The 19,818-nt window shown below is 24.7% G+C and carries 19 protein-coding genes; 2 read left to right on the top strand and 17 right to left on the bottom strand.

Going from position 1 to position 19,818, the window contains the following annotated elements; genetic code table 11:
* Nucleotides 1–11 precede the first annotated feature (11 nt).
* Nucleotides 12–2,213, top strand: coding sequence for a 1,4-alpha-glucan branching protein GlgB (gene glgB, locus ACYQ44_RS05885; protein ID WP_459995928.1), 2,202 nt, complete (start codon nt 12–14; stop codon nt 2,211–2,213).
* Nucleotides 2,214–2,250: 37 nt separating this feature from the next.
* Here glgB and ACYQ44_RS05880 read toward each other — a convergent pair whose 3' ends face one another.
* The 10 genes from ACYQ44_RS05880 to ACYQ44_RS05835 all read right to left on the bottom strand — a co-directional run bounded on the left by ACYQ44_RS05880 (nt 2,251) and on the right by ACYQ44_RS05835 (nt 11,177).
* Nucleotides 2,251–2,925, bottom strand: a complete 675-nt coding sequence (locus ACYQ44_RS05880) for a DUF4956 domain-containing protein (protein WP_459995927.1) — start codon at nt 2,923–2,925, stop codon at nt 2,251–2,253.
* An 8-nt stretch (nt 2,926–2,933) separates the two neighbouring features.
* Complete coding sequence (locus tag ACYQ44_RS05875; RefSeq protein ID WP_459995926.1) at nt 2,934–3,620, bottom strand: polyphosphate polymerase domain-containing protein; 687 nt, start codon at nt 3,618–3,620, stop codon at nt 2,934–2,936.
* Between the two features lie 4 nt (nt 3,621–3,624).
* Nucleotides 3,625–5,529: a CotH kinase family protein gene (locus tag ACYQ44_RS05870; RefSeq protein ID WP_459995924.1), complete on the bottom strand. Its 1,905-nt coding sequence runs from the start codon at nt 5,527–5,529 to the stop codon at nt 3,625–3,627.
* 10 nt (nt 5,530–5,539) lie between these two features.
* The gene (locus ACYQ44_RS05865; protein WP_459995923.1) at nt 5,540–6,286 is read right to left on the bottom strand and encodes a CotH kinase family protein; all 747 of its coding nucleotides are present in this window, start codon (nt 6,284–6,286) and stop codon (nt 5,540–5,542) included.
* Complete coding sequence (locus ACYQ44_RS05860; RefSeq protein WP_459995922.1) at nt 6,229–7,128, bottom strand: CotH kinase family protein; 900 nt, start codon at nt 7,126–7,128, stop codon at nt 6,229–6,231. The genes ACYQ44_RS05865 and ACYQ44_RS05860 overlap by 58 nt, the downstream gene beginning before the upstream one ends.
* A 156-nt stretch (nt 7,129–7,284) precedes the next feature.
* Complete coding sequence (locus tag ACYQ44_RS05855) at nt 7,285–7,362, bottom strand: chitobiase/beta-hexosaminidase C-terminal domain-containing protein (protein ID WP_459995949.1); 78 nt, start codon at nt 7,360–7,362, stop codon at nt 7,285–7,287.
* 81 nt (nt 7,363–7,443) lie between these two features.
* Nucleotides 7,444–7,770, bottom strand: a complete 327-nt coding sequence (locus ACYQ44_RS05850; protein WP_459995921.1) for a DsrE family protein — start codon at nt 7,768–7,770, stop codon at nt 7,444–7,446.
* The gene (locus ACYQ44_RS05845) at nt 7,763–9,037 is read right to left on the bottom strand and encodes a glycerate kinase type-2 family protein (protein ID WP_459995920.1); all 1,275 of its coding nucleotides are present in this window, start codon (nt 9,035–9,037) and stop codon (nt 7,763–7,765) included. Before ACYQ44_RS05845 ends, ACYQ44_RS05850 begins: the two co-directional genes overlap by 8 nt.
* 99 nt (nt 9,038–9,136) lie before the next feature.
* On the bottom strand, nt 9,137–9,724 hold the full coding sequence (locus tag ACYQ44_RS05840; protein ID WP_459995919.1) for a transglycosylase SLT domain-containing protein: 588 nt from the start codon (nt 9,722–9,724) through the stop codon (nt 9,137–9,139).
* 10 nt (nt 9,725–9,734) lie between these two features.
* Nucleotides 9,735–11,177 carry an alpha-amylase family glycosyl hydrolase gene (locus tag ACYQ44_RS05835; protein WP_459995918.1) on the bottom strand — a complete coding sequence of 481 codons (1,443 nt, stop codon included), beginning with the start codon at nt 11,175–11,177 and terminating at the stop codon, nt 9,735–9,737.
* Between the two features lie 58 nt (nt 11,178–11,235).
* Here ACYQ44_RS05835 and ACYQ44_RS05830 point away from each other — a divergent pair, with 58 nt between their 5' ends.
* A complete protein-coding gene (locus ACYQ44_RS05830) occupies nt 11,236–12,966 on the top strand; it encodes an HD-GYP domain-containing protein (protein ID WP_459995917.1) in 1,731 nt (576 codons plus the stop codon).
* A 10-nt stretch (nt 12,967–12,976) separates the two neighbouring features.
* Here the strand turns inward: ACYQ44_RS05830 and mnmG are convergent, their stop codons facing one another.
* The 7 genes from mnmG to ACYQ44_RS05795 all read right to left on the bottom strand — a co-directional run bounded on the left by mnmG (nt 12,977) and on the right by ACYQ44_RS05795 (nt 19,710).
* Nucleotides 12,977–14,848: a tRNA uridine-5-carboxymethylaminomethyl(34) synthesis enzyme MnmG gene (gene mnmG / locus ACYQ44_RS05825; protein ID WP_459995946.1), complete on the bottom strand. Its 1,872-nt coding sequence runs from the start codon at nt 14,846–14,848 to the stop codon at nt 12,977–12,979.
* An 86-nt stretch (nt 14,849–14,934) separates the two neighbouring features.
* Nucleotides 14,935–15,984 (bottom strand): ABC transporter permease, encoded by a 1,050-nt coding sequence (locus ACYQ44_RS05820; protein ID WP_459995915.1) that lies wholly within the window; start codon nt 15,982–15,984, stop codon nt 14,935–14,937.
* Nucleotides 15,977–17,092 (bottom strand): ABC transporter permease, encoded by a 1,116-nt coding sequence (locus ACYQ44_RS05815; RefSeq protein ID WP_459995913.1) that lies wholly within the window; start codon nt 17,090–17,092, stop codon nt 15,977–15,979. Before ACYQ44_RS05815 ends, ACYQ44_RS05820 begins: the two co-directional genes overlap by 8 nt.
* Nucleotides 17,093–17,096: 4 nt before the next feature.
* Nucleotides 17,097–17,996 (bottom strand): ABC transporter ATP-binding protein, encoded by a 900-nt coding sequence (locus ACYQ44_RS05810; protein WP_459995912.1) that lies wholly within the window; start codon nt 17,994–17,996, stop codon nt 17,097–17,099.
* Complete coding sequence (locus ACYQ44_RS05805; RefSeq protein ID WP_459995911.1) at nt 17,989–18,471, bottom strand: hypothetical protein; 483 nt, start codon at nt 18,469–18,471, stop codon at nt 17,989–17,991. The genes ACYQ44_RS05810 and ACYQ44_RS05805 overlap by 8 nt, the downstream gene beginning before the upstream one ends.
* 4 nt (nt 18,472–18,475) lie before the next feature.
* On the bottom strand, nt 18,476–19,309 hold the full coding sequence (locus ACYQ44_RS05800; protein WP_459995909.1) for a hypothetical protein: 834 nt from the start codon (nt 19,307–19,309) through the stop codon (nt 18,476–18,478).
* The gene (locus ACYQ44_RS05795; protein WP_459995908.1) at nt 19,306–19,710 is read right to left on the bottom strand and encodes a PspC domain-containing protein; all 405 of its coding nucleotides are present in this window, start codon (nt 19,708–19,710) and stop codon (nt 19,306–19,308) included. Before ACYQ44_RS05795 ends, ACYQ44_RS05800 begins: the two co-directional genes overlap by 4 nt.
* Nucleotides 19,711–19,818 lie beyond the last annotated feature (108 nt).

Genomic DNA, 19,818 nt, shown 5'->3' with positions numbered 1-19,818 from the left:
GGGGTGGAGACGTGAGTACAATGCTAAATGAAGAAATGATAAAAATTGTTAATGCCGAACATCATGATCCCTTTTCAATATTAGGAATTCATAAATTAAAAGAAAATGAAGTTGTTATTAGAACATTTCATCCTTTCGCAGAAAATATTGAAATTGTGAATCTAGACACTAAAACAAAAAGAAAATATAAAATGAAGAAAATTCATCCTGATGGTTTATTTGAAAGAGTTTTAAAAAGAAAGACTTTTTTCAAATATGAGTTTATATATACCGATAAAGAAGGAAATATATGGAGTTCAAGAGACCCCTATAGTTTCTTACCAATCTTAACTGATTACGACTTATATCTCTTTAATGAAGGAAACAATCATAAAATATATGAAAAATTGGGAGCTCATCCAATGGAAATTGATGGAACTAAAGGTACATATTTTGCTGTATGGGCTCCTAACGCAAAAAGGGTAAGTGTAATAGGAAATTTTAATAATTGGGATGGAAGAGTACACCAAATGAGAGTTTTAGGATCTTCTGGGGTATGGGAAATATTTATTCCTCTTGTTCAAGAAGGGGATATTTATAAATTTGAAATAAAGACAAAAAATAATGAGCTTTTGGTAAAAGCTGATCCATATGCATTTTATACTGAATTAAGACCCAAAAACGCTTCAATTGTTTATGATTTTCACAAAAAATATGAATGGAAAGATAATAAATGGATGAAAAAAAGAAGAGAAACTAATTGGTTTGAAAAACCTATTTCCATATATGAAGTACATTTAGGATCCTGGAAAAAGAAAAATGATGATGAATTTATGAATTATAGGGAATTAGCACATGAATTAGTTGATTATGTAAAAAAACACAAATACACTCATATTGAAATATTACCAATCTTGGAACATCCTTTAGATGAATCATGGGGATATCAAGTTACTGGATATTTTTCTCCTACAAGTAGATATGGAAAACCTGAAGACTTTATGTATTTTGTAGATTATATGCATCAAAATAATATAGGTGTAATTTTGGATTGGGTTCCAGGCCATTTCCCAAAAGATGCTCACGGGCTTGGCAAATTTGATGGCACTGCTTTATATGAGCATATGGATCCACGCCTTGGAGAACATCCTGATTGGGGAACTTATATTTTTAATTATGGGAGAAATGAAGTAAAAAACTTTTTAATTTCTAATGCTCTTTATTGGTTAGATAAATTTCATATTGATGGGCTAAGAGTTGATGCGGTAGCCTCTATGTTATATTTAGATTTTAGTAGAAAAGATGGAGAATGGGTACCAAATGTATATGGGGGGAGAGAAAATCTTGAAGCAATTGAATTTTTAAAATATTTTAATACTGTAACTCACCAATATTTCCCAGGTATTTTAACTATCGCAGAAGAGTCCACATCTTGGCCTGGTGTATCTAAACCTGTTGATTTTGGTGGTTTAGGTTTTTCAATGAAATGGAACATGGGATGGATGAACGATTCTTTAAGATATATTGAACGGGATCCTTTATATAGAAAGTTTCATCAAGACGAATTAACTTTTTCTATGGTTTATGCTTATTCTGAAAATTATATCTTAGTTTTATCTCATGATGAAGTTGTACATGGAAAAGGATCAATGATAAACAAAATGCCTGGAGATTATTGGCAAAAATTTGCAAACTTAAGATTATTTTATTCATATATGTTTGCACATCCTGGTAAAAAACTTCTATTTATGGGAAATGATATTGCTCAGTTTAACGAATGGAGTTGTAAAAAGTCATTAGATTGGAATTTATTAGATTTTGATTCACATAAAAAAATGTTACAATTAATAACTGATTTAAATAAAATATATAGGGAAAATCCCGCATTATACGAATTGGATCATTCTCCTGATGGTTTTGAATGGATAGATTATAACGATGCTGAAAATAGCGTTATTTCTTTTGTAAGAAAAGGAAAAGATCCTGATGAATTAATTGTAGCTATTTTTAATTTCACACCTGTTGTAAGATATAATTACAGAATAGGCGTTCCAAGAGAAGGATTTTATAAAGAAATATTGAATACAGATTCTGAAATTTATTGGGGAAGCAACCTTGGAAATATGGGAGGATTATACACGGAAAAAATACCTTTTCATGGGAGAAATTATTCAATAAATTTAACCTTGCCTCCACTTGCAGGAATATTTTTTAAATGGCAAAAGGAAAAATAATTATATTAAAAAATAACCCTTCCTAAATATGGAAGGGTTATACTGTTTCTATATAATCACCACTATAACTTATTAAGGTAATTTTTTCTATTTCTGCTATTTCTTTTAAATCATTAATTATTTTTGAATCTTTTAATTTGATTTCATATGTAATTTCAATTATATCATTTATTATTTTTGATCTTACCTTGTACTTTGAAAAATTAGATTTTATAAAATTATCTATTTTTTCTTCATTTTCTATATTATTAAAACTTATTATTAGCAAATAAGGTGTAGAAAATCTATGAAATTTAATTAAAAATAAAATAATTATAGAGATAAAAATAGTACCTATAAATCCTAATAAATAAAATCCGCCGCCATTTACTAATCCTATAGAAATAGCCCAAAACATATAAACTGTATCTAATGGATCTTTTATGGCCGTTCTAAATCTAACAATACTTAAAGCACCTACCATTCCAAAAGAAAGTACAAAATTAGAACTAATTGCTGATATTATCATAGATGTTATTAACGTTAAAATTACCAATGAAACATTAAATGATTTTACATATACAACTCCTTGATAAGTTTTTTTATATACAATATAAATTATCAATCCTTCAAAAAAAGAAAGTATTAAAGAAAACAAAATTTGTGACAATGGTATATTAGTCTTAAATTGTTCTAAAAAAATATTGTATAAATCTTTTAATAATATATTCATCATTCACCTCACATATATATACTTCTACATAAAATATATTTTGAAATAGCTATAGCGCTTCTTGAATTTTGAATAATATTTTTTATAAAAGAAGGTATAAATTTTTGATATTTAACTTCTAATATTATTTTATTATTTTCTAAAATATTTATCATTTGTATATCTTTATTAAAAATATCACTGACTCTATTACTAGATCTTAAATTCTTATCAAAAGTAATTCTTACACTATCAAAAAAATATGCTTCTCTTTCATAATCAACAATAATGACGGGATGTAAACCTTTATATTTCAATAGTAAATAAAATTCGCTTAAAATTTCATTTTTATAGTCTAATAAATATTCATAATTGTTATTGATAATATTATAAAAATCATCCATGAATATTCTATAATCTATTTTAGTAGAAAAATTACCTTTTTTTATCTTTTTTTCAAGTTTGATTGTAGCTAAAATTAGATTATAAAATCTAATTCTATATTTATACCTGTTCATTACACCATTTATTTTATCATAATATGCGGAATTTAAAAAATCATCAAAATACAAACTTCTTATATGATAAAAACCATTTTTATCTGCATTTGGATCCAATGTCATCGAATTTATTAATTTATTTTTTATAATATAATAATCATGTATATTTATCAAATATTTTAACTCATATCTATAGTATTTATTTATTAATTCCACTATATCACTCTTTTTCAAATACAAGTTTAATAGTATTCACATTTTTAGGATTAATCAATAAATCTTTATTTTCAACTTTTTTACCATTAATAATCCAGTATTTAAATTCATATCCATTTTCATTAACAGCTGACAAATGAATAGGTATGTTATTAAAATAAACTATTTCTTGAGATTTAAAATAATATACTGAATTAATTTTTATATGCCCGCCTATAAATTCTTGTAAAAAAATAGACTTTGATTTTATATTGAAATATTCTTCTAAATATTTAATTATATATTTTGGTCTTTGCCTAAAAAATTCTTTCATATATTCAACATTATCTATCCAATATTCTAAAGATTTAGGAAAATTCCACCTATTTATATGTTCTTTTATTTCAGAGATATATAATTCTTTAAATTTATCAATCAATTTTGTTGTGTTATCATATAAAAAAGTTGTATTTATATGATCCATAAAGGTATTTAAAAATTTATTTCTAAAATCATTATTATCTAATAGATTCTTTAACATTTCAGTTGACCAAATTGGATTTGGAAAAACCACATTTGGATTTCCATCAATGGCATGCTTTATTGTATTATAATCATATAGAAATAGTGAATTATCGGTATCAAAAAGCATGAATCTCCATTTCCCATCATGGCTATATTCTTGGGAAAAATTTTGTTTTTTTCTCCATAATCTTACGTTATTTCCAGGCCAATCCCTATTATCAATATATATTTCAGAAACTACATAATTTATATAATTATCTATATCTATTCTAGATTTTACATACTCATAATTTTGAGGAATACTCATATCGTAATTCACTATAAATCTTTTTAATTCTAAAAAAGATTTTTCATCTCCTTTTTCTCCTTCATCAACTTCATAATGTATTTTATTTTCTGGATCATCAGTAGCTTCTAAAATAACTATATCCTTTTTATTTAACTTATAATGTTCTTCTAAGTAATCATCATCATATCTTTCCCTTAAATTAATTATCCCCCAATATTCACCATTAATAAAATGAATTGCTGGTCTAAATGCTTGTATGTCAAAATTCATATTTTTTAATAACTCATGAACAAAAGCATCTCTAAAAATAGTAATTTCAAAATCATTTCCACCATTTCTTAAAATCAATTTATCATATTTTTTTATTAATTTTCCATTGACATCAAAATTATTAGGAAAAACAGGATATTCTATTTTCTTTTTTCCATATTTATCTCTAGCATATAATCTTAATGATTTTAACGGAAATGTTGCTGTAAAACCTCCATGTATTCTTATACCCATATCATCCTCATATACTAAATTTCCATTTTCAAAAAATTCAATATGAGCTTCTCTTTCCCATTCTTTACCATTTTGATGAAAATTCCCTTTAAACTCTTCTGAATTATATTTATCTTCTTCAAATGTTTTACCTAAAACATAAATTCCCTTTTCATAATCAAATAAATTTTCAGGATCTGTTACAACAGAAATCACAATAAAAGAATACTTATTTTTTGGAGCAATAAAATATGTTTTTGTAATTATTTTGCTTTTGTTATCTCCTAAAAAAGCTCTTGCTCTAATAATAGTACCCTTGAAAACTAACCCTTTAGGAGGATTCCAAAAAATTGATGTTTTTATATTTGAAAAAACATTTTTTTCATTTTCTCTTGATTTTATTTCAATTGGTTTATTGTATAAATATGTATTTTTTTCTCCAGGTATAGGTTCAGAACCATCTAAAGTATAATATATTTTTGCATTTTTTACATTTGAAGATAATTCTAAATAAAAAGGTGTATCGTAAAATCCTGCTTCTTTAGAAAAAATAGGATTTAATTCTTTTAAGGTTTTTCCTAAAACTATTGATGATAAAAATAAAAACAAAACTATTAATTTTAATAATTTCATATTATGCCCCCTATTTTGAAGGATTTAATAAAAAATATATTCCTAAACAAGATATAAAAACTGTTATTAAGGGAATTAAAAAGTTATTTTTATTTTCTTCAAACACCAGTTTTATTTCTAATCTATCTTTAGGAATTACTGTTATAGTTTTTTCATATAATTTTTCTCCATTTATTAACCAATACTTAAATTCGCCTATAGCTGTCAAAGTAATTGGTATTTCTTTAGCATATTCAAGAATTTGGCCTTCTGTAAATTCCACTGTATTTATTTTTATCTTACCTGAAAATCCATTTAAATACATTTTCACTAAATTTATATTAAAATATTCTTCCATTTGTTTTTTTACAATTTCTGGTCTTTTTCTCAAAAAAGACAAATTATATTCTACTTCACTTTTAAAATTTTCATAATCTGTTAAATTCCATCTATTTAAATGTTCATTTAAATAAGGGGAATATTGTTTAAACATATTTAAAAATATTTTAGATGTATTTGTATATGAAAAATTTGTATTCAGTCTATCTAAACAACTATTTATAAACTTTTCTCTAAAATCATTATTGTTTAATAACTTTTTAAACATAATTGTAGACCAAATTGGATTTGGGTGATCTTCAACTTCCGGATGATCATCTATAGAATGCTTAAACATATTTGAATTAATGGTGTACATGCCATTATCCATATCATAAATTGCTAATCTCCATTTTCCATCATAGCCTTTAATATCATATTTACTATTATTTTTTTCCAAAATTTCATATTATTAGCTGGCCAATCTCTGTTATCAAAAAACATTTCAGCTATATGGAAATTAATATAATTCTGAATGTCTAATTTTGATTTTACATATTCATAATTTTTTTTACTCATATCATTACTTATTATAAAATTTCTTAAATCTTTGAAATCCTTTAACGCCTCTTCACTTCCTTCAGCTAAAACAAAATGTTCTTCGAATTCAGAAGTTTGTTCTATAATAGATACATCATCTGTAAGATAATGTTCTTTAAAATAATCTTTACTATATCTTTCTCTTAAGTTTACTAATCCCCAATATACTCCATTTATAAAATGAACAGCTGGTCTATATGCTTGGGTTTCAAATCCCATATTTGAAACTACTGTTTGCATAAATGCATCTTTAAAAAATATTTTCCCAAACTCATTTCCTCCATTTCTAATCATAAATTTATCATATTCTCTTATTATTTCACCATTCATGTCTTTTAAATCTGGAAAAATTGGATATTCAATCTTTTTCTTTCCATATTTATCTCTTGCATAAAATTTAAGCGATTTCATTGGATACATTCTTGAAAAATTTCCACTAATTCTCATGCCTAAATTATCTTTATATTGTAACTTACCATTTTCAAAAAATTCTACATGAACTTTTATTTCACTTTCTTCACCTCTTCTATAATAATTTCCACTCCATGAAGAATATTCACTGTTTTCATCGTAATCAACACCTGGCACATATATGCCTTTATTTAAATCAAATAATTTCTCCGGATCAACTACGATGGATATTACTGGTAAATCATATTTTTTGCCTATAAAATACGATTTCGTCACAACCTCACTTTCCATATTATTCCATACTGTTTTAGCTCTAACAACAAAACCTTTAAGAACATTTCCTTTTGGTTTTTCCCATTCAGGAGATGTTTTGATGTATTCTATACCCTTTTTCGAAGTTATATCTTTAATCTCAATAGGTTTATTATATAAATACGTATTTTTTTCTCAAGGTGTAGGTTCAGAGCCATCCAATGTATAATATATTTTAGCATTTTTTGCATTTGAAGAAATACTTAAAAAAATGGTTTATTATAAAATCCTGAATCTCTAGAAAAAATTGGATTAATAGCTTTTTCTACAGAAAAAATATATACATTTTTTTCATTAAAAACTCACAACCTTATAATCATCCTTTAAATAATCGCTTAAAACATTCCCCATATATTTTATATCTATATTCATATCAAATAATTTATTTGATATGTTATATTGATCACTACACCATTTACATGCCTCGACTTTTATACCATTATTAATTAAATTTTTTATATAATTTTCATAGTTTAAAGCTGTTAATTGGGATGGTCCCCAAATAATTAATACAACTTCTTCAAACCATTTTTGTTTTTTCGAATTCAAAGCATACGGATAGATAAGTTTTTCAAAAACCTCACTCTCTTTTGTTGCCCATATAATTGCCAACTTATTCATTGATATCACCCACCAATAATATAATAATATCATTTACATTTGTCCCAGTAGGTCCTAGTTTCAATAAACTATCAGATTCATTTAAAGCGTTATAAGTATCATTATTTTTTAAAAAAATGTGGGGATCTAATCCTTTATTTCTTAATTTTGTTATTGTATTTCCATCAACAATTCCACCAGCAGCATCAGTAGGACCATCTGTACCATCTGTTCCAAAAGAAGAAAAAGCTAATCCTTTTAATCCTTCTATTTCTAAAGCAAAAGAATAAGCCAATTCTTGATTACGTCCTCCTAACCCATTTCCTTTAACTGAAACTACTGTCTCTCCGCCTGCTATTATTGCGCAAGGTTTTTCTATCGGATTATTTGATTTTAATTCTTCTTTGGCAATATTTGCAAAAAATTTCCCCGCTTCTCTGGCCTCACAATTTAATGTTGTGGTTAAAAGTAAAGTATTATATCCTAATTCTTTGGCTTTTTTTATTGCTGAATTGCAAGCAGTAGCAACGCTCCCTATTATTATATGTTTTGCGTTTTTTATTTTTTTAGGAGTTTCTTTAGTTAAAATATTTTTTATTTTCTCAGAAATTTTAATATTATATTTGTTTACTATTTTTATTATATTATCAGTATTAAATTTATCAACATATACTGGTCCTGATGCAATACTATCTAATTTATCTCCTAAAACATCCGAAAGAACCAAAGCATATATTTGTTTTGAATTAGAAATTTCTGAAAATTTCCCCCCTTTTACTTTGGATAGTCTTTTTCTTATAGCATTTATTTCTGTTATATCTGCACCAGATTTTAATAGCTGATTAGTAATATCTTGTAAATCATATAAAGTAATACCATCTTCTGGCAATTCAAATAAAGCAGATCCTCCACCAGAAATCAATAACAATATACCATATCCTTCATCTAAATTTTCTACTAGTTTTAATGCTCTTTTTGTTGCTTTTATTGAATTTTCATCTGGGATAGGATGGCCAGCTTCATAAATTTCAAAGTTACTAATTTCTCCTTGACTATGAAAATATTTTGTAATAACAATACCATTCTTTATTTTTTCTCCTAATTCTTCTTTAGCTGCTTTCGCCATTCTCCAAGCAGCTTTACCAATTGAAAGAAGAAATAATTTTTCCTCATTGATTTTTAACCTTTTCAAATTTTCCTTAACAGCATTTTCAGGAAGCACAGAATTAATAGAATAATTTATTATTTTTTTTAAATCATCCACTAAAATTCTAATCACCTCTTTCATTTTTTCTATTTATTATTATAACATACAAAAGAACACATATGTGCAATTATCAAGATTTTTAATTAATATAAAATACGGGAACCGTAGAAACGATTCCCGTTAGATTATTGGATATTCAATTGTTATTTGAGCTATCTTATATACAACCTTGTCTAAATAATATGAATTCCCTCCACCATTATACCAACCTATAGCATGTGTAATATCGCCATGTAACTCCTTCAAATAATAAAGATAAGCTGTTCCTACTAAAACATTGTATTTCGGATCATATAACAACCTATCTTTTATCCATTCTAAATTAATATTATCATATCCATATTTTTTAAATTTTTCTAAATACATTTCTACAATGTATTTAGCTGTTTCTGGCCTAATTTGCATATATCCTATTTCTCCATATGATCCTATAACGTTTCTAAAGTTAGTTTCTATATCCATGATAGAAGTAATCAATAATGGTGATATCCCAAATTCTTTCGAAGCTAATAAAATACTTTCGGCCAATAACATCTTTCTCTCTGGTTTTAATTCTTTTCCTGTTGTAAGTTTATATTCTCTGTTCATAAAATCCATTAAAAATAATTTGATATTTGTTTCATTTGTAAAATAATAATCTTTAGTTTCTCCATAAGTAATAACTGATAAAAATAGTATTAGTATTAAAAAATATTTCTTTATATGCACCACCTCCGTGCTAAATTTCTATTATTAAAGTTGAATACCCATCAATTTGTGCAATATCTTTGTTTATTTCTGTTCCCCCAAAAATTTGATAAGATTTATAATTATCTAAAGTAATATTTGCTTTTTGAGGTTTAACATTATGATAAACTAAAATACTTTTTTCATTTAATTTTAATTTGTAGCTTATAACGAATCTGTTATTTTTTAATTCAGAAATTTTAGCTTTTTCTATCCACTTAGTTTTCTTTCTAAATTTAGACAATTTTTTAACATGATTCAAAATTGAATTATTATCTTTTAATTGTTCTTCAACTGAAATATTTGAATACGGCGGATTATATTTACATCCTTTCCATTCTGTTTGTCCAATACCAAAACCTAATTCATACCATTGCATTGGTTCTTGAGAATCTTCAGTAAAATTAACATCTATTATTTTTCCACGCATTCCCAATTCATCGCCGTAAAAAACAAAAGGATATCCTGGTAAGGTAAATAATATATTAAAAGCCATCTTTACCATGTTAATATTTTCATTAAATTCAGACATCAATCTTTCCATATCGTGGTTCCCGAAAAAATTTCCTGCAATAGATTCAAAATCCCCTGTCATATAATGTCTTAATGTTTCTTTTATTCCTTTAACTAATATTTTTGGATCATGATATTTTATAGTATCTTTTAAATAATAAGAAAATGGAAAATTAAATTCAATATCAAAAAGTCCATGATATTTTTTTACAATTTCTGGCGAATCCCATATTTCACTAATTATAATAGCATCAGATTTTAATCTTTTTATATAATCTGTTATTTCTTTCCAAAATTCAATATTTCTTTCATGTTGATATTTAAATTTCATATTTTTTATATCATAATCAAAAATATGTTTAGCTGCATCTAAACGAAATCCATCCACCCCTAATTCAATCCAAAATTTAAATACATTTTTTATTTCTTCCCACAACTCTTTATTTTCAAAATTTAAATCCGGTGAAGAAGATCCAAATAATCCATAAAAGTATTTATCTTTATATTTAAACCAAATTAAGCTGTCATCCCAGTGTCTTTTTTCATTTAAATCTGTTTTTTCATTTGCCCACACGTAATATTTTTCATATTTTTCATCTCCATTTATAGCTTTTTGAAACCATTCACATTTTACTGAAGTATGATTAATAGGAATATCTAACACAATTTTTATATCTCTTTTATGCGCTTCATTTATTAACTCCTTAAAATCTTCAATTGTACCATAAGATGGATTAATAGAATAAAAATCTATTATAGTATAACCATGGAATGCAGCCGATTGCATTATAGGTAATAACCAAATCCCATCAACTCCTAAATTTTTTAGATAATCTAGTTTTCTTGTAACTCCCATCAAATCACCGATTCCATCATTATTTGAATCATAAAATGATCTTACAAATAATTCATAAAAAAACATATTTTATCCCCTTTCTTATATGATATAATATATACGAAATATTTAATGAGGTGAAAACATGAAAACAATAAATATGAGAGTAATTACTTTTGCTACTATATTAATCATTTTAATTTCATTTTCTATATCCTATATTATAGTATCATCTTTTTTAAAACAAAAAGAGCAATTAGATAAATTTTATGAAAATATAAAATTAACAATTAAAGTCATAGATGATGTTATTATAAATGATTTTGAAAATAGTATTATAGATTATTATTCATCAAAAATTAAACCTTCCTTTATATCTAGAATAGAAAATACTAACTTTAAAAATGCTTCTTTTTTAAAAAAAATTTATAATATGAATATATATTATTTAGGAATTAAGGACAAATATATTTTTTTAAAAATTAATAATAATAACAATAATAATTACTTAAAATTAAAATTAGATTCTTTTTTTGATATAACCTTTTCTAAATTAGATTTGGGTTTTAATTATTATATTACTGATATTAATGGAGAATATATTTACGGAAATTATGACTTTTATAAAAAATATAATAAAAATATTTATTCAGGGAAATATTATAAAATTGGGAAGGGTTATAAAAGTTCTTTTGAGTTTTTTAATATAGCAGAAACTCCAATTTTAAATCTGCATGCTTTTTATAAAATTACTACGTTTAATAACCCAATAAATTATTTTAAAGTTTACTTATATTCAACTATTTTAACTTTCATTATTATTAGTATATATTATTTTATTATTTATCATTTTTTGATAAATAAATTTTATTTAAATAAATCTTTAATAAAAGAAATTTCATTAAATTCTATTCTAAAAACCAAAGGAAATTTAAATGCTTTCAGAACTAACATAGTTGAATTTGATGATTTATTTGATTTATTTTTAGAAAAAATTAATCTTTTAAAAACACCTTTACAAAATGTTATTTCTGAAAATACTCTATTAAAAAAGAAAATAAACAGGTTAGAAAAAGAAAATATAGCTATTATACATTTCTTATCTTCATTTAAAAAACTTTTATATGAACAATATAATCATAAAACTTTTGAATTAGTTGTTAAGAGATTAATGGATGAATTACCCTTTGAATCAGAATTATTAAAACAGAATTTAAGTAATTTATATAGCAATTTAAGCTTAAAGATTCTAGAAATAGAAAATATTAAAGAAAATTACTACAACCAATTAGAAAACCTTTTTAACATAATTGGAAAAATATCAGAGGCTAATGAATATAATTTAAACCATAATCTCATCATTTCAGAAATTTCCTTGTTTTTGGGAAAAAGGATGAATTTAGATGATTTATCTTTAAAAGGATTATATTTTGGTGCAAAAATTCATGATTTAGGAAAAATTATTATTCCTCAAAATATTATCTTAAAAAAAGAAAAGCTAAGTATTCAAGAGTGGAAAATAATTAAAAACCATCCTAAATATGGACTTATATTGTTAAATGATTTAAAAACTCATCCTTTTGATAGAATTGGAAAAATTATAATATCTCACCATGAAAAATGGGACGGAAGTGGTTATCCATACGGACTATATGAAGATGAAATCCCATTAGAAGGAAGAATAGTATCGATTGCGGACGGATTAATGTCTCTTATTTCAGAAAAAAATTATAGAAAAGCATATACATTTGAAGAAGCGTTAATGATAATAAAATCAGAATCTGGCAAGAGTTATGATCCAAAAATTGTAAAAATTCTTTTAAATGAAAAAGAAGAAATTAAAAAGATTATAGAAAATTATAATAAAGCAAAATAGCGGAATGCCGCTATTTTGCTTTCAAAAACATTGTTAAATTCATTATGTCAGCTGGAGTAATTCCAGGAATTCTCATAGCTTGACCAATTGAATCTGGTCTTACTTTACTTAATTTTTCAACAGCTTCAAAAGCTAAATTTGGTACCTGTTTATAATCAATATTTTTAGGTATTTTTTCTTTTTCAAGTTTTTTCATTCTTTCGACATCATCTTTCATTCTTTTTATATATCCTCCATATTTTATAGCTATTTCAACTTGTTCTAGCAAATCCTTATCTTCAATTATTTTCGGATCAAACTCTTTTATATCAGAATATAAAACCTGTGGACGTTTTAAAATTTCATATAAACTCATTCCGTTTTTTATAGGGGTTGTCCCTTTTTTTACTAATATATCATTAATATTATTCGATGGTTTTAATTTTATGTTCTTTAATCTTTCAATTTCTTCATCAATTGATTTCTCTAATCTCAATACTTTTTCATAAAAATCTTTCGATATTAATCCGTATTTATATCCATACTTTGCTAATCTTAAATGTGCATTATCATGTCTTAATAGCAATCTATATTCTGCTCTTGAGGTCAATAATCTATATGGTTCATTTGTCCCTTTTATTATTAAATCATCTATTAATACACCTATATAAGATTCCGTTCTATTTGGAATAAACGGTTCTTCTCCTCTAATTTTAAGAACTGCATTAATACCAGCAATTAAACCTTGACCAGCTGCTTCTTCATATCCACTAGTTCCATTAATTTGACCAGCAAAAAATAATCCCTCTATAATCTTCGATTCCAATGAATGTTGAAGTTGATCTGGATATGCAAAATCATATTCAACTGCATATGCAGGTCTTACAATAATAGCATTTTCTAAACCAGGGACACTTCTTACCATTTGAATTTGTGCTTCATATGGTAAACTTGTACTTAAACCATTTATATAATATTCTTTGGTTCTTATCCCTTCTGGTTCAATAAACAATTGATGTGATTCTTTATTAAATTTTACGACTTTATCTTCAATAGATGGACAATACCTAGGACCCACACTTTCTATTAATTTTACATCTCCATACAAAGGCGAGAACATCAAATATTTCTTTATAATTTCATGTGTTTCTTTCGTTGTTCTTGTAAGCCAACATGGATAATCTTTATTTAAAACCTTTGGTTGAGAAAAATAAGAAAAAGCCAAAGGTTCATCTGATGTATCCTGTCTTTCCATTTTAGAAAAATTAATGCTATCTTTTAAAATTCTAGCAGGTGTACCTGTTTTAAATCTTCCCAATTTAATACCATTTTCTGATAATGATTTACTTAATCCATTAGCGGGAAAATCCCCCATTCTACCTGATTCAAAAACGCTTCTACCAACAAAAATTTTACCTCTTAAAAAAGTACCTGTGGTTAAAATTACTGCTTTTGCATCATACTTTACGCCTAATTCTGTAATAACACCTTTAACCTTTCCTTTTTCAACAATTAATTCTTTAACCAACCCATATCTTAAAAGTAAATTTGGTGTGGAATGTAATATTTCTTTCATATTCTGTGAGTAATCATATTTATCAATTTGTGCTCTTAATGCCCTTACCGCAGGACCTTTTTTAGTGTTCAACATTCTAATATTTATCATATTATTATCTGTCACCTTAGCTTGTAATCCACCTAATACATCTATTTCTCTAGTAACTATACCTTTCGCCGGACCACCAATTGCTGGATTACACGGTGCCCACCCAACATTATCTAAATTAATTGTAAGCAATAGTGTTTTCATTCCCATTCTAGCTGCAGCATATGCTGCCTCTATACCAGCATGACCTGCACCTACTACTATTACATCAAATCTCAAGTCTTCCTCATAGTTTATCACAAAAATTCCCTCCAACTTCACAAATCTTTTTTTCAATTATACCTCTTTTTTTTTTCTTTTAAGAATATAATTTGTGAATATTATTAATTCTCTGGAGATAGAAAATTTTTAGAGGCTATGTATAATAATATGCTCCCACACAAAAACATTGTTAAATTTATTAAAACAAACGTACCAAAACTCATAATATTTATTCCAGAAATGTATCTGAATGAATCCACTATGTATTTTATAGGTAATATATAAGATATATTTTTAAATAATTTAGGCAAAAATTCTATTGGAAAATATATACCTGAGAAAAACATCATTAAAGAAAAAAATATTGTTGCGGCATTTTGTGCAGTATCAGATTTTTTAAATAAAAAAAGGAAAAGTAATCCAAACCCCATCATCCCTATAGTGGAAGTAAAAGATAATAATATATACATTGGCCAATTAATAACTATAGATAGATTAAATATAATCATACTTACAATAATTAATAGTACTAAAGAAAAAAAACCTAATATTATCCTAGTTAATGTTAATCCAATAATAAAAGTATATGGTTTTATAGGTATTAAAATGAATCTATTTAAAACATTTAATCTTTTATATCTTCCAAAAACAGTAATTACGGAAAACATTCCATTTGATAAAAGGGATATTGCAATTACACCAGTTAAAAGATAATCTATATAATGTGCTTTTATTGAGGTTAGATTAACATTTTTTTCGTTAATTTTAATATATTCAAAATTATTATCTTTATTTAATATGATTTTCTTTAAATTTAATTCCAAACCTTGGATCAAGGCTATATTATTAAGAACTGTTTCGTCATAATATAATTCAATTTTGTTACCATCTATAATTATTCCTATATCATAATTTCCATTTTTTATATTTTTCGATACTTTGTCCTTTTCATATATTTTTTTAATTTCATATACTTTTGATAATTCTTCTACAATTTTCTTATCATCAGTATATATCGCTATACTCATTATAGAATCATCATTTTGATCAACAAATATAAAACCAAACATTATCAAAAACATCAATGGAAAGAATAATGTAAAAAACAATTCGCTTTTGTTTCTAAAAGCTTCTTTTGTAATATATTTTGACAGCCATAATATTTTATTCATATCCTAGCACCTTCTTATAGTTAAATGAAAATATAATCAATGCAAATATCATCCATATTGAAGGTACGATATATATCCATATATCCATAAAAGGGGCTATATTAAAACCTATTAATCTTCTCATTCCTTCTACTAAATAAGTTACAGGATTTATATATACATACCATTTAATTATCCAAGATATATTAAATATCGGGAAATATAGCCCACCTAAAAACATTGAAATTTGAAAAAAGAAATTTATTATTACTATTGATGTTGATAATTTTTTTGATAATGATACAAATATTAATCCAATAGAAAATAATGTTATTAAGGAATATAAATAAAATAAAATAAATTCGATAGTAAAAAATTTAGGAGTTACTTTAAATAATAACCCTTCTATTAAAACAAATCCACTTGAGATAAAAACCATTATTATACTACTAATAATTAATGCAAAAAAATATGAATACCCTTTAATAGGTATTAATAAAAATCTTTTATTAATACCTATCTCTCTTGAAAAAAGTAAATTGAATGGAATATTAAAAAACGCAATAGACATTATTGACATTATAAGTATTCCAGGGAAAATAAAATCTTTATAAGAAAATTCTTTTCTCAAAGAACTAACAGGTATTTTTTCTATTTCTATATTATCTTTAACCTTTTTTGCCTTTTTTATCATTTCAATATTGATATAATCAAGAAATATTTTTACTATGTTTTTTGAAAAATTCGAACTGTTTCTCCCTTCAACAAAATATAAATCCACTTTAGGTTTTTCATTTATCAAATTCATTTCTTTTGGAATAAATAAAACGACATCTATTTCATTATTTTTTAATTGTTTTATTGCTATATCTAAATCATTAATAATACTTTTTTCTATAGGCATATTATTAAATGCATTTGACAAAATCGCTTTAGATATTATGTTAATATTTTTTTCATATACAATACCCACTTTAAAATCATTTATATCTAATTGGATAGGTTTCCCAAATATAAAAACTAATATAGCAAATAGTATCAGAGGAAAAATAAATGACCAGAAAAAAGAACTAAATTCTCTTATATCACTTTTTAACTGGTAATAAGATAAATTTAATATCCTTTTCATACCATCATTCCCTTAAAGTTCTACCGGTTAAATTTAAAAAAACATCTTCTAAATTAGGTTTTCTTATAACTATATCATCAAGGATTAAATTATTATTTTTTGAATATTTTATTATTTCAAATAATGTACTTTCTAAATTATTTGTACTTATTTCTATTTTTTTATCGAATACAGTACCTTTAAACTTTTGTTGAAATTCTTTAACATAATCCGTTTTAAAAATAATAATTGTTTCCATATTTAATTGCTTTATTAAATCATCTATTGTTCCTCTAGCTATTATTTTACCATGATCAATAATATTAATATTATCAGATAAATATTCAGCTTCTTCCATGTAGTGAGTAGTTAATATAATTGTTTTCCCATCTTTTTTAAGCTCCAAACCTAAATCCCAAATCATTCTCCTCGCTTGAGGATCTAATCCTGTTGTTGGTTCATCCAAAAAAATTATTTCTGGATTATTTACTAATGCAACAGCTATAGCTAATCTTTGTTTTTGACCACCAGATAATTCTTTAACCATCGAATTTTTCTTTTCCTCTAAAAAAACTTTAGATATTAAATAATTTATATCTAACGAATTTTTATATAATCCCGAAAACATTTTTAATGTTTCTATAACAGTTAAATTTTCTAAAAAAGCACTACTTTGCAATTGAACACCAATTCTTTCTTTAATATAAAAATCATCAGGAGATGTATATTTTTCAAAATATATTATTTCTCCATCATCTTTTTTCCTTAATCCTTCAATTATTTCTAAAGTTGTTGTTTTACCAGCACCATTTGGACCCAAAAGCGAAAATATTTCTCCTTTTTTCACTTCAAAGGATATATCATTCACCGCTTTTATTTTTCCATAATATTTCTTCAAATTTTGTACTTCAATAATTTTACCCATTACTTTTTCTCCTTTTGGTTAATATATTAATTCCTACAGAAATAAATACTAATCCTATAAAATAATTCCATATATCAATACCAATAAACTGTTCAATAAAAAATAATATTGATAAACCGCTTAAAAATATTATTGGAAAAATATATTCTTTTACTTTTTTTGAAGCAATAGCCAATTGCAACAATCCTATTGCTGGTGCTAATATAAATCCAGGCCACAAATATTTCATCATTTCATACCCCAAAATTGCAACTAAAAAGAATAGTATACTAACAGATATTAATATACCTCCTGGAACCAAAATTCCTGGATTTTTTTTATCCTTAAAAAAACTTATTTCAAATTTTAAACCAAAATATAATAATATTACTGGCCATAATAAATTCCAATCTATATTTATTTCAAAAATATTTGATATTATTAAATATCCACCTAATAGTATAAAAATTAATCCACCTAAAATATTATTTTTCATTAAATCACTCCTTTGCTTTTAAATTTAATCTAAATACACCTGAATCTATGTTAATTTTAAAGTCTCCTTCGTTCCTTCTTATTATATTTTTGTCTATATTAATGTTTTTTACACCACTATCATAATTTAAATCCAAAGTTGTGTTTTTGGGTAACTCCAAATTGATGTTTGATACACCACTATCAACATTTAAAAAAAGAGTTTCTTTAAATGTTTTTATACTACCATTTAAATTACTTACTCCAGAATTTATATATAAATTTTTAATAACATTATCTAAATTATTAAGATATACATTAGACACCTTATTATTAACAAATATTTTATATGTAATTTTTTTAGGTAAAATTATATGTATTTTATAATTATTAGAAACTGTAGAATCTTCATTATAAAATCTTAATTTACTTTTGCTTTGATCAATTTTTATTCTATTAAGTCCATAATAATAACCATATATTTTATCCGAAGATTCATCTATAGAAATATCTAAAGTTAAAGCCGGAATTACAAAGTAAATATTCATATTAGTTGAATCAGGTAATATTTCAAAGTTCATTTTTTCATAATTTTTATCTTTCTTAAAACTTATATCAATATAACTTTTATCAAAATCCCAAAAAATCAATAATACTAAAAAGAACAAAACAAGAATTATATTTAACCATTTTAACCATTTTATATTTTTTGAAATTATTGAAACTCCTATAATAATCAGAATAAATGACCAAAAATTAGAAAAATTAGTGGCTATGCGGAATAACAAATCAAAATTAAATCCTTGAAAAACAAATAATATTCCCATTAATATAAAAAATAATCCTATTATATATCTCATTGTTTTCCTCCTTTAATCATTAAATATATACCTAAAACAAAAAAAGAAATTCCAACCATCAAACTAAAAGATAATATATTTGGAAAAAAATTATTTAAAAGAAAAAATAAACCAAACAAAATAAAAACTAGACCTATTATCGTGTTTTTTTTGGAGGTATCTGATGTTTTATCTAAATTATTTTTTTCTTCTACGGCTTCTGATTTATCTTCAAAATCCCCCTCTTCTGGAATGATTATCCAAGCTAAAATATATAATATTAATCCTATTCCATCTGCTATTATTAATCCTAAACATATTAATCTAACTAATGTAGAACTAATGTCAAAATATTCCGCTAAACCTCCGCAAACTCCACCTAACATTTTATCTTTTTTAGATCTATATAATTCCCTTTTCATTATTCCACCTCCCACGAATTTATTATACAATAATTTTATTGTTTTTTTGATTTAAAAAGACAAGTTGTCACTTTTATATAGTAAAAAGGCAAAAAAAATTATGATATA

The sequence above is a fragment of the Marinitoga arctica genome, assembly GCF_054657315.1.
The sequence above is the reverse complement of the archived record's forward strand: the minus strand, read 5'-3'. Positions and strand labels throughout refer to the sequence as shown.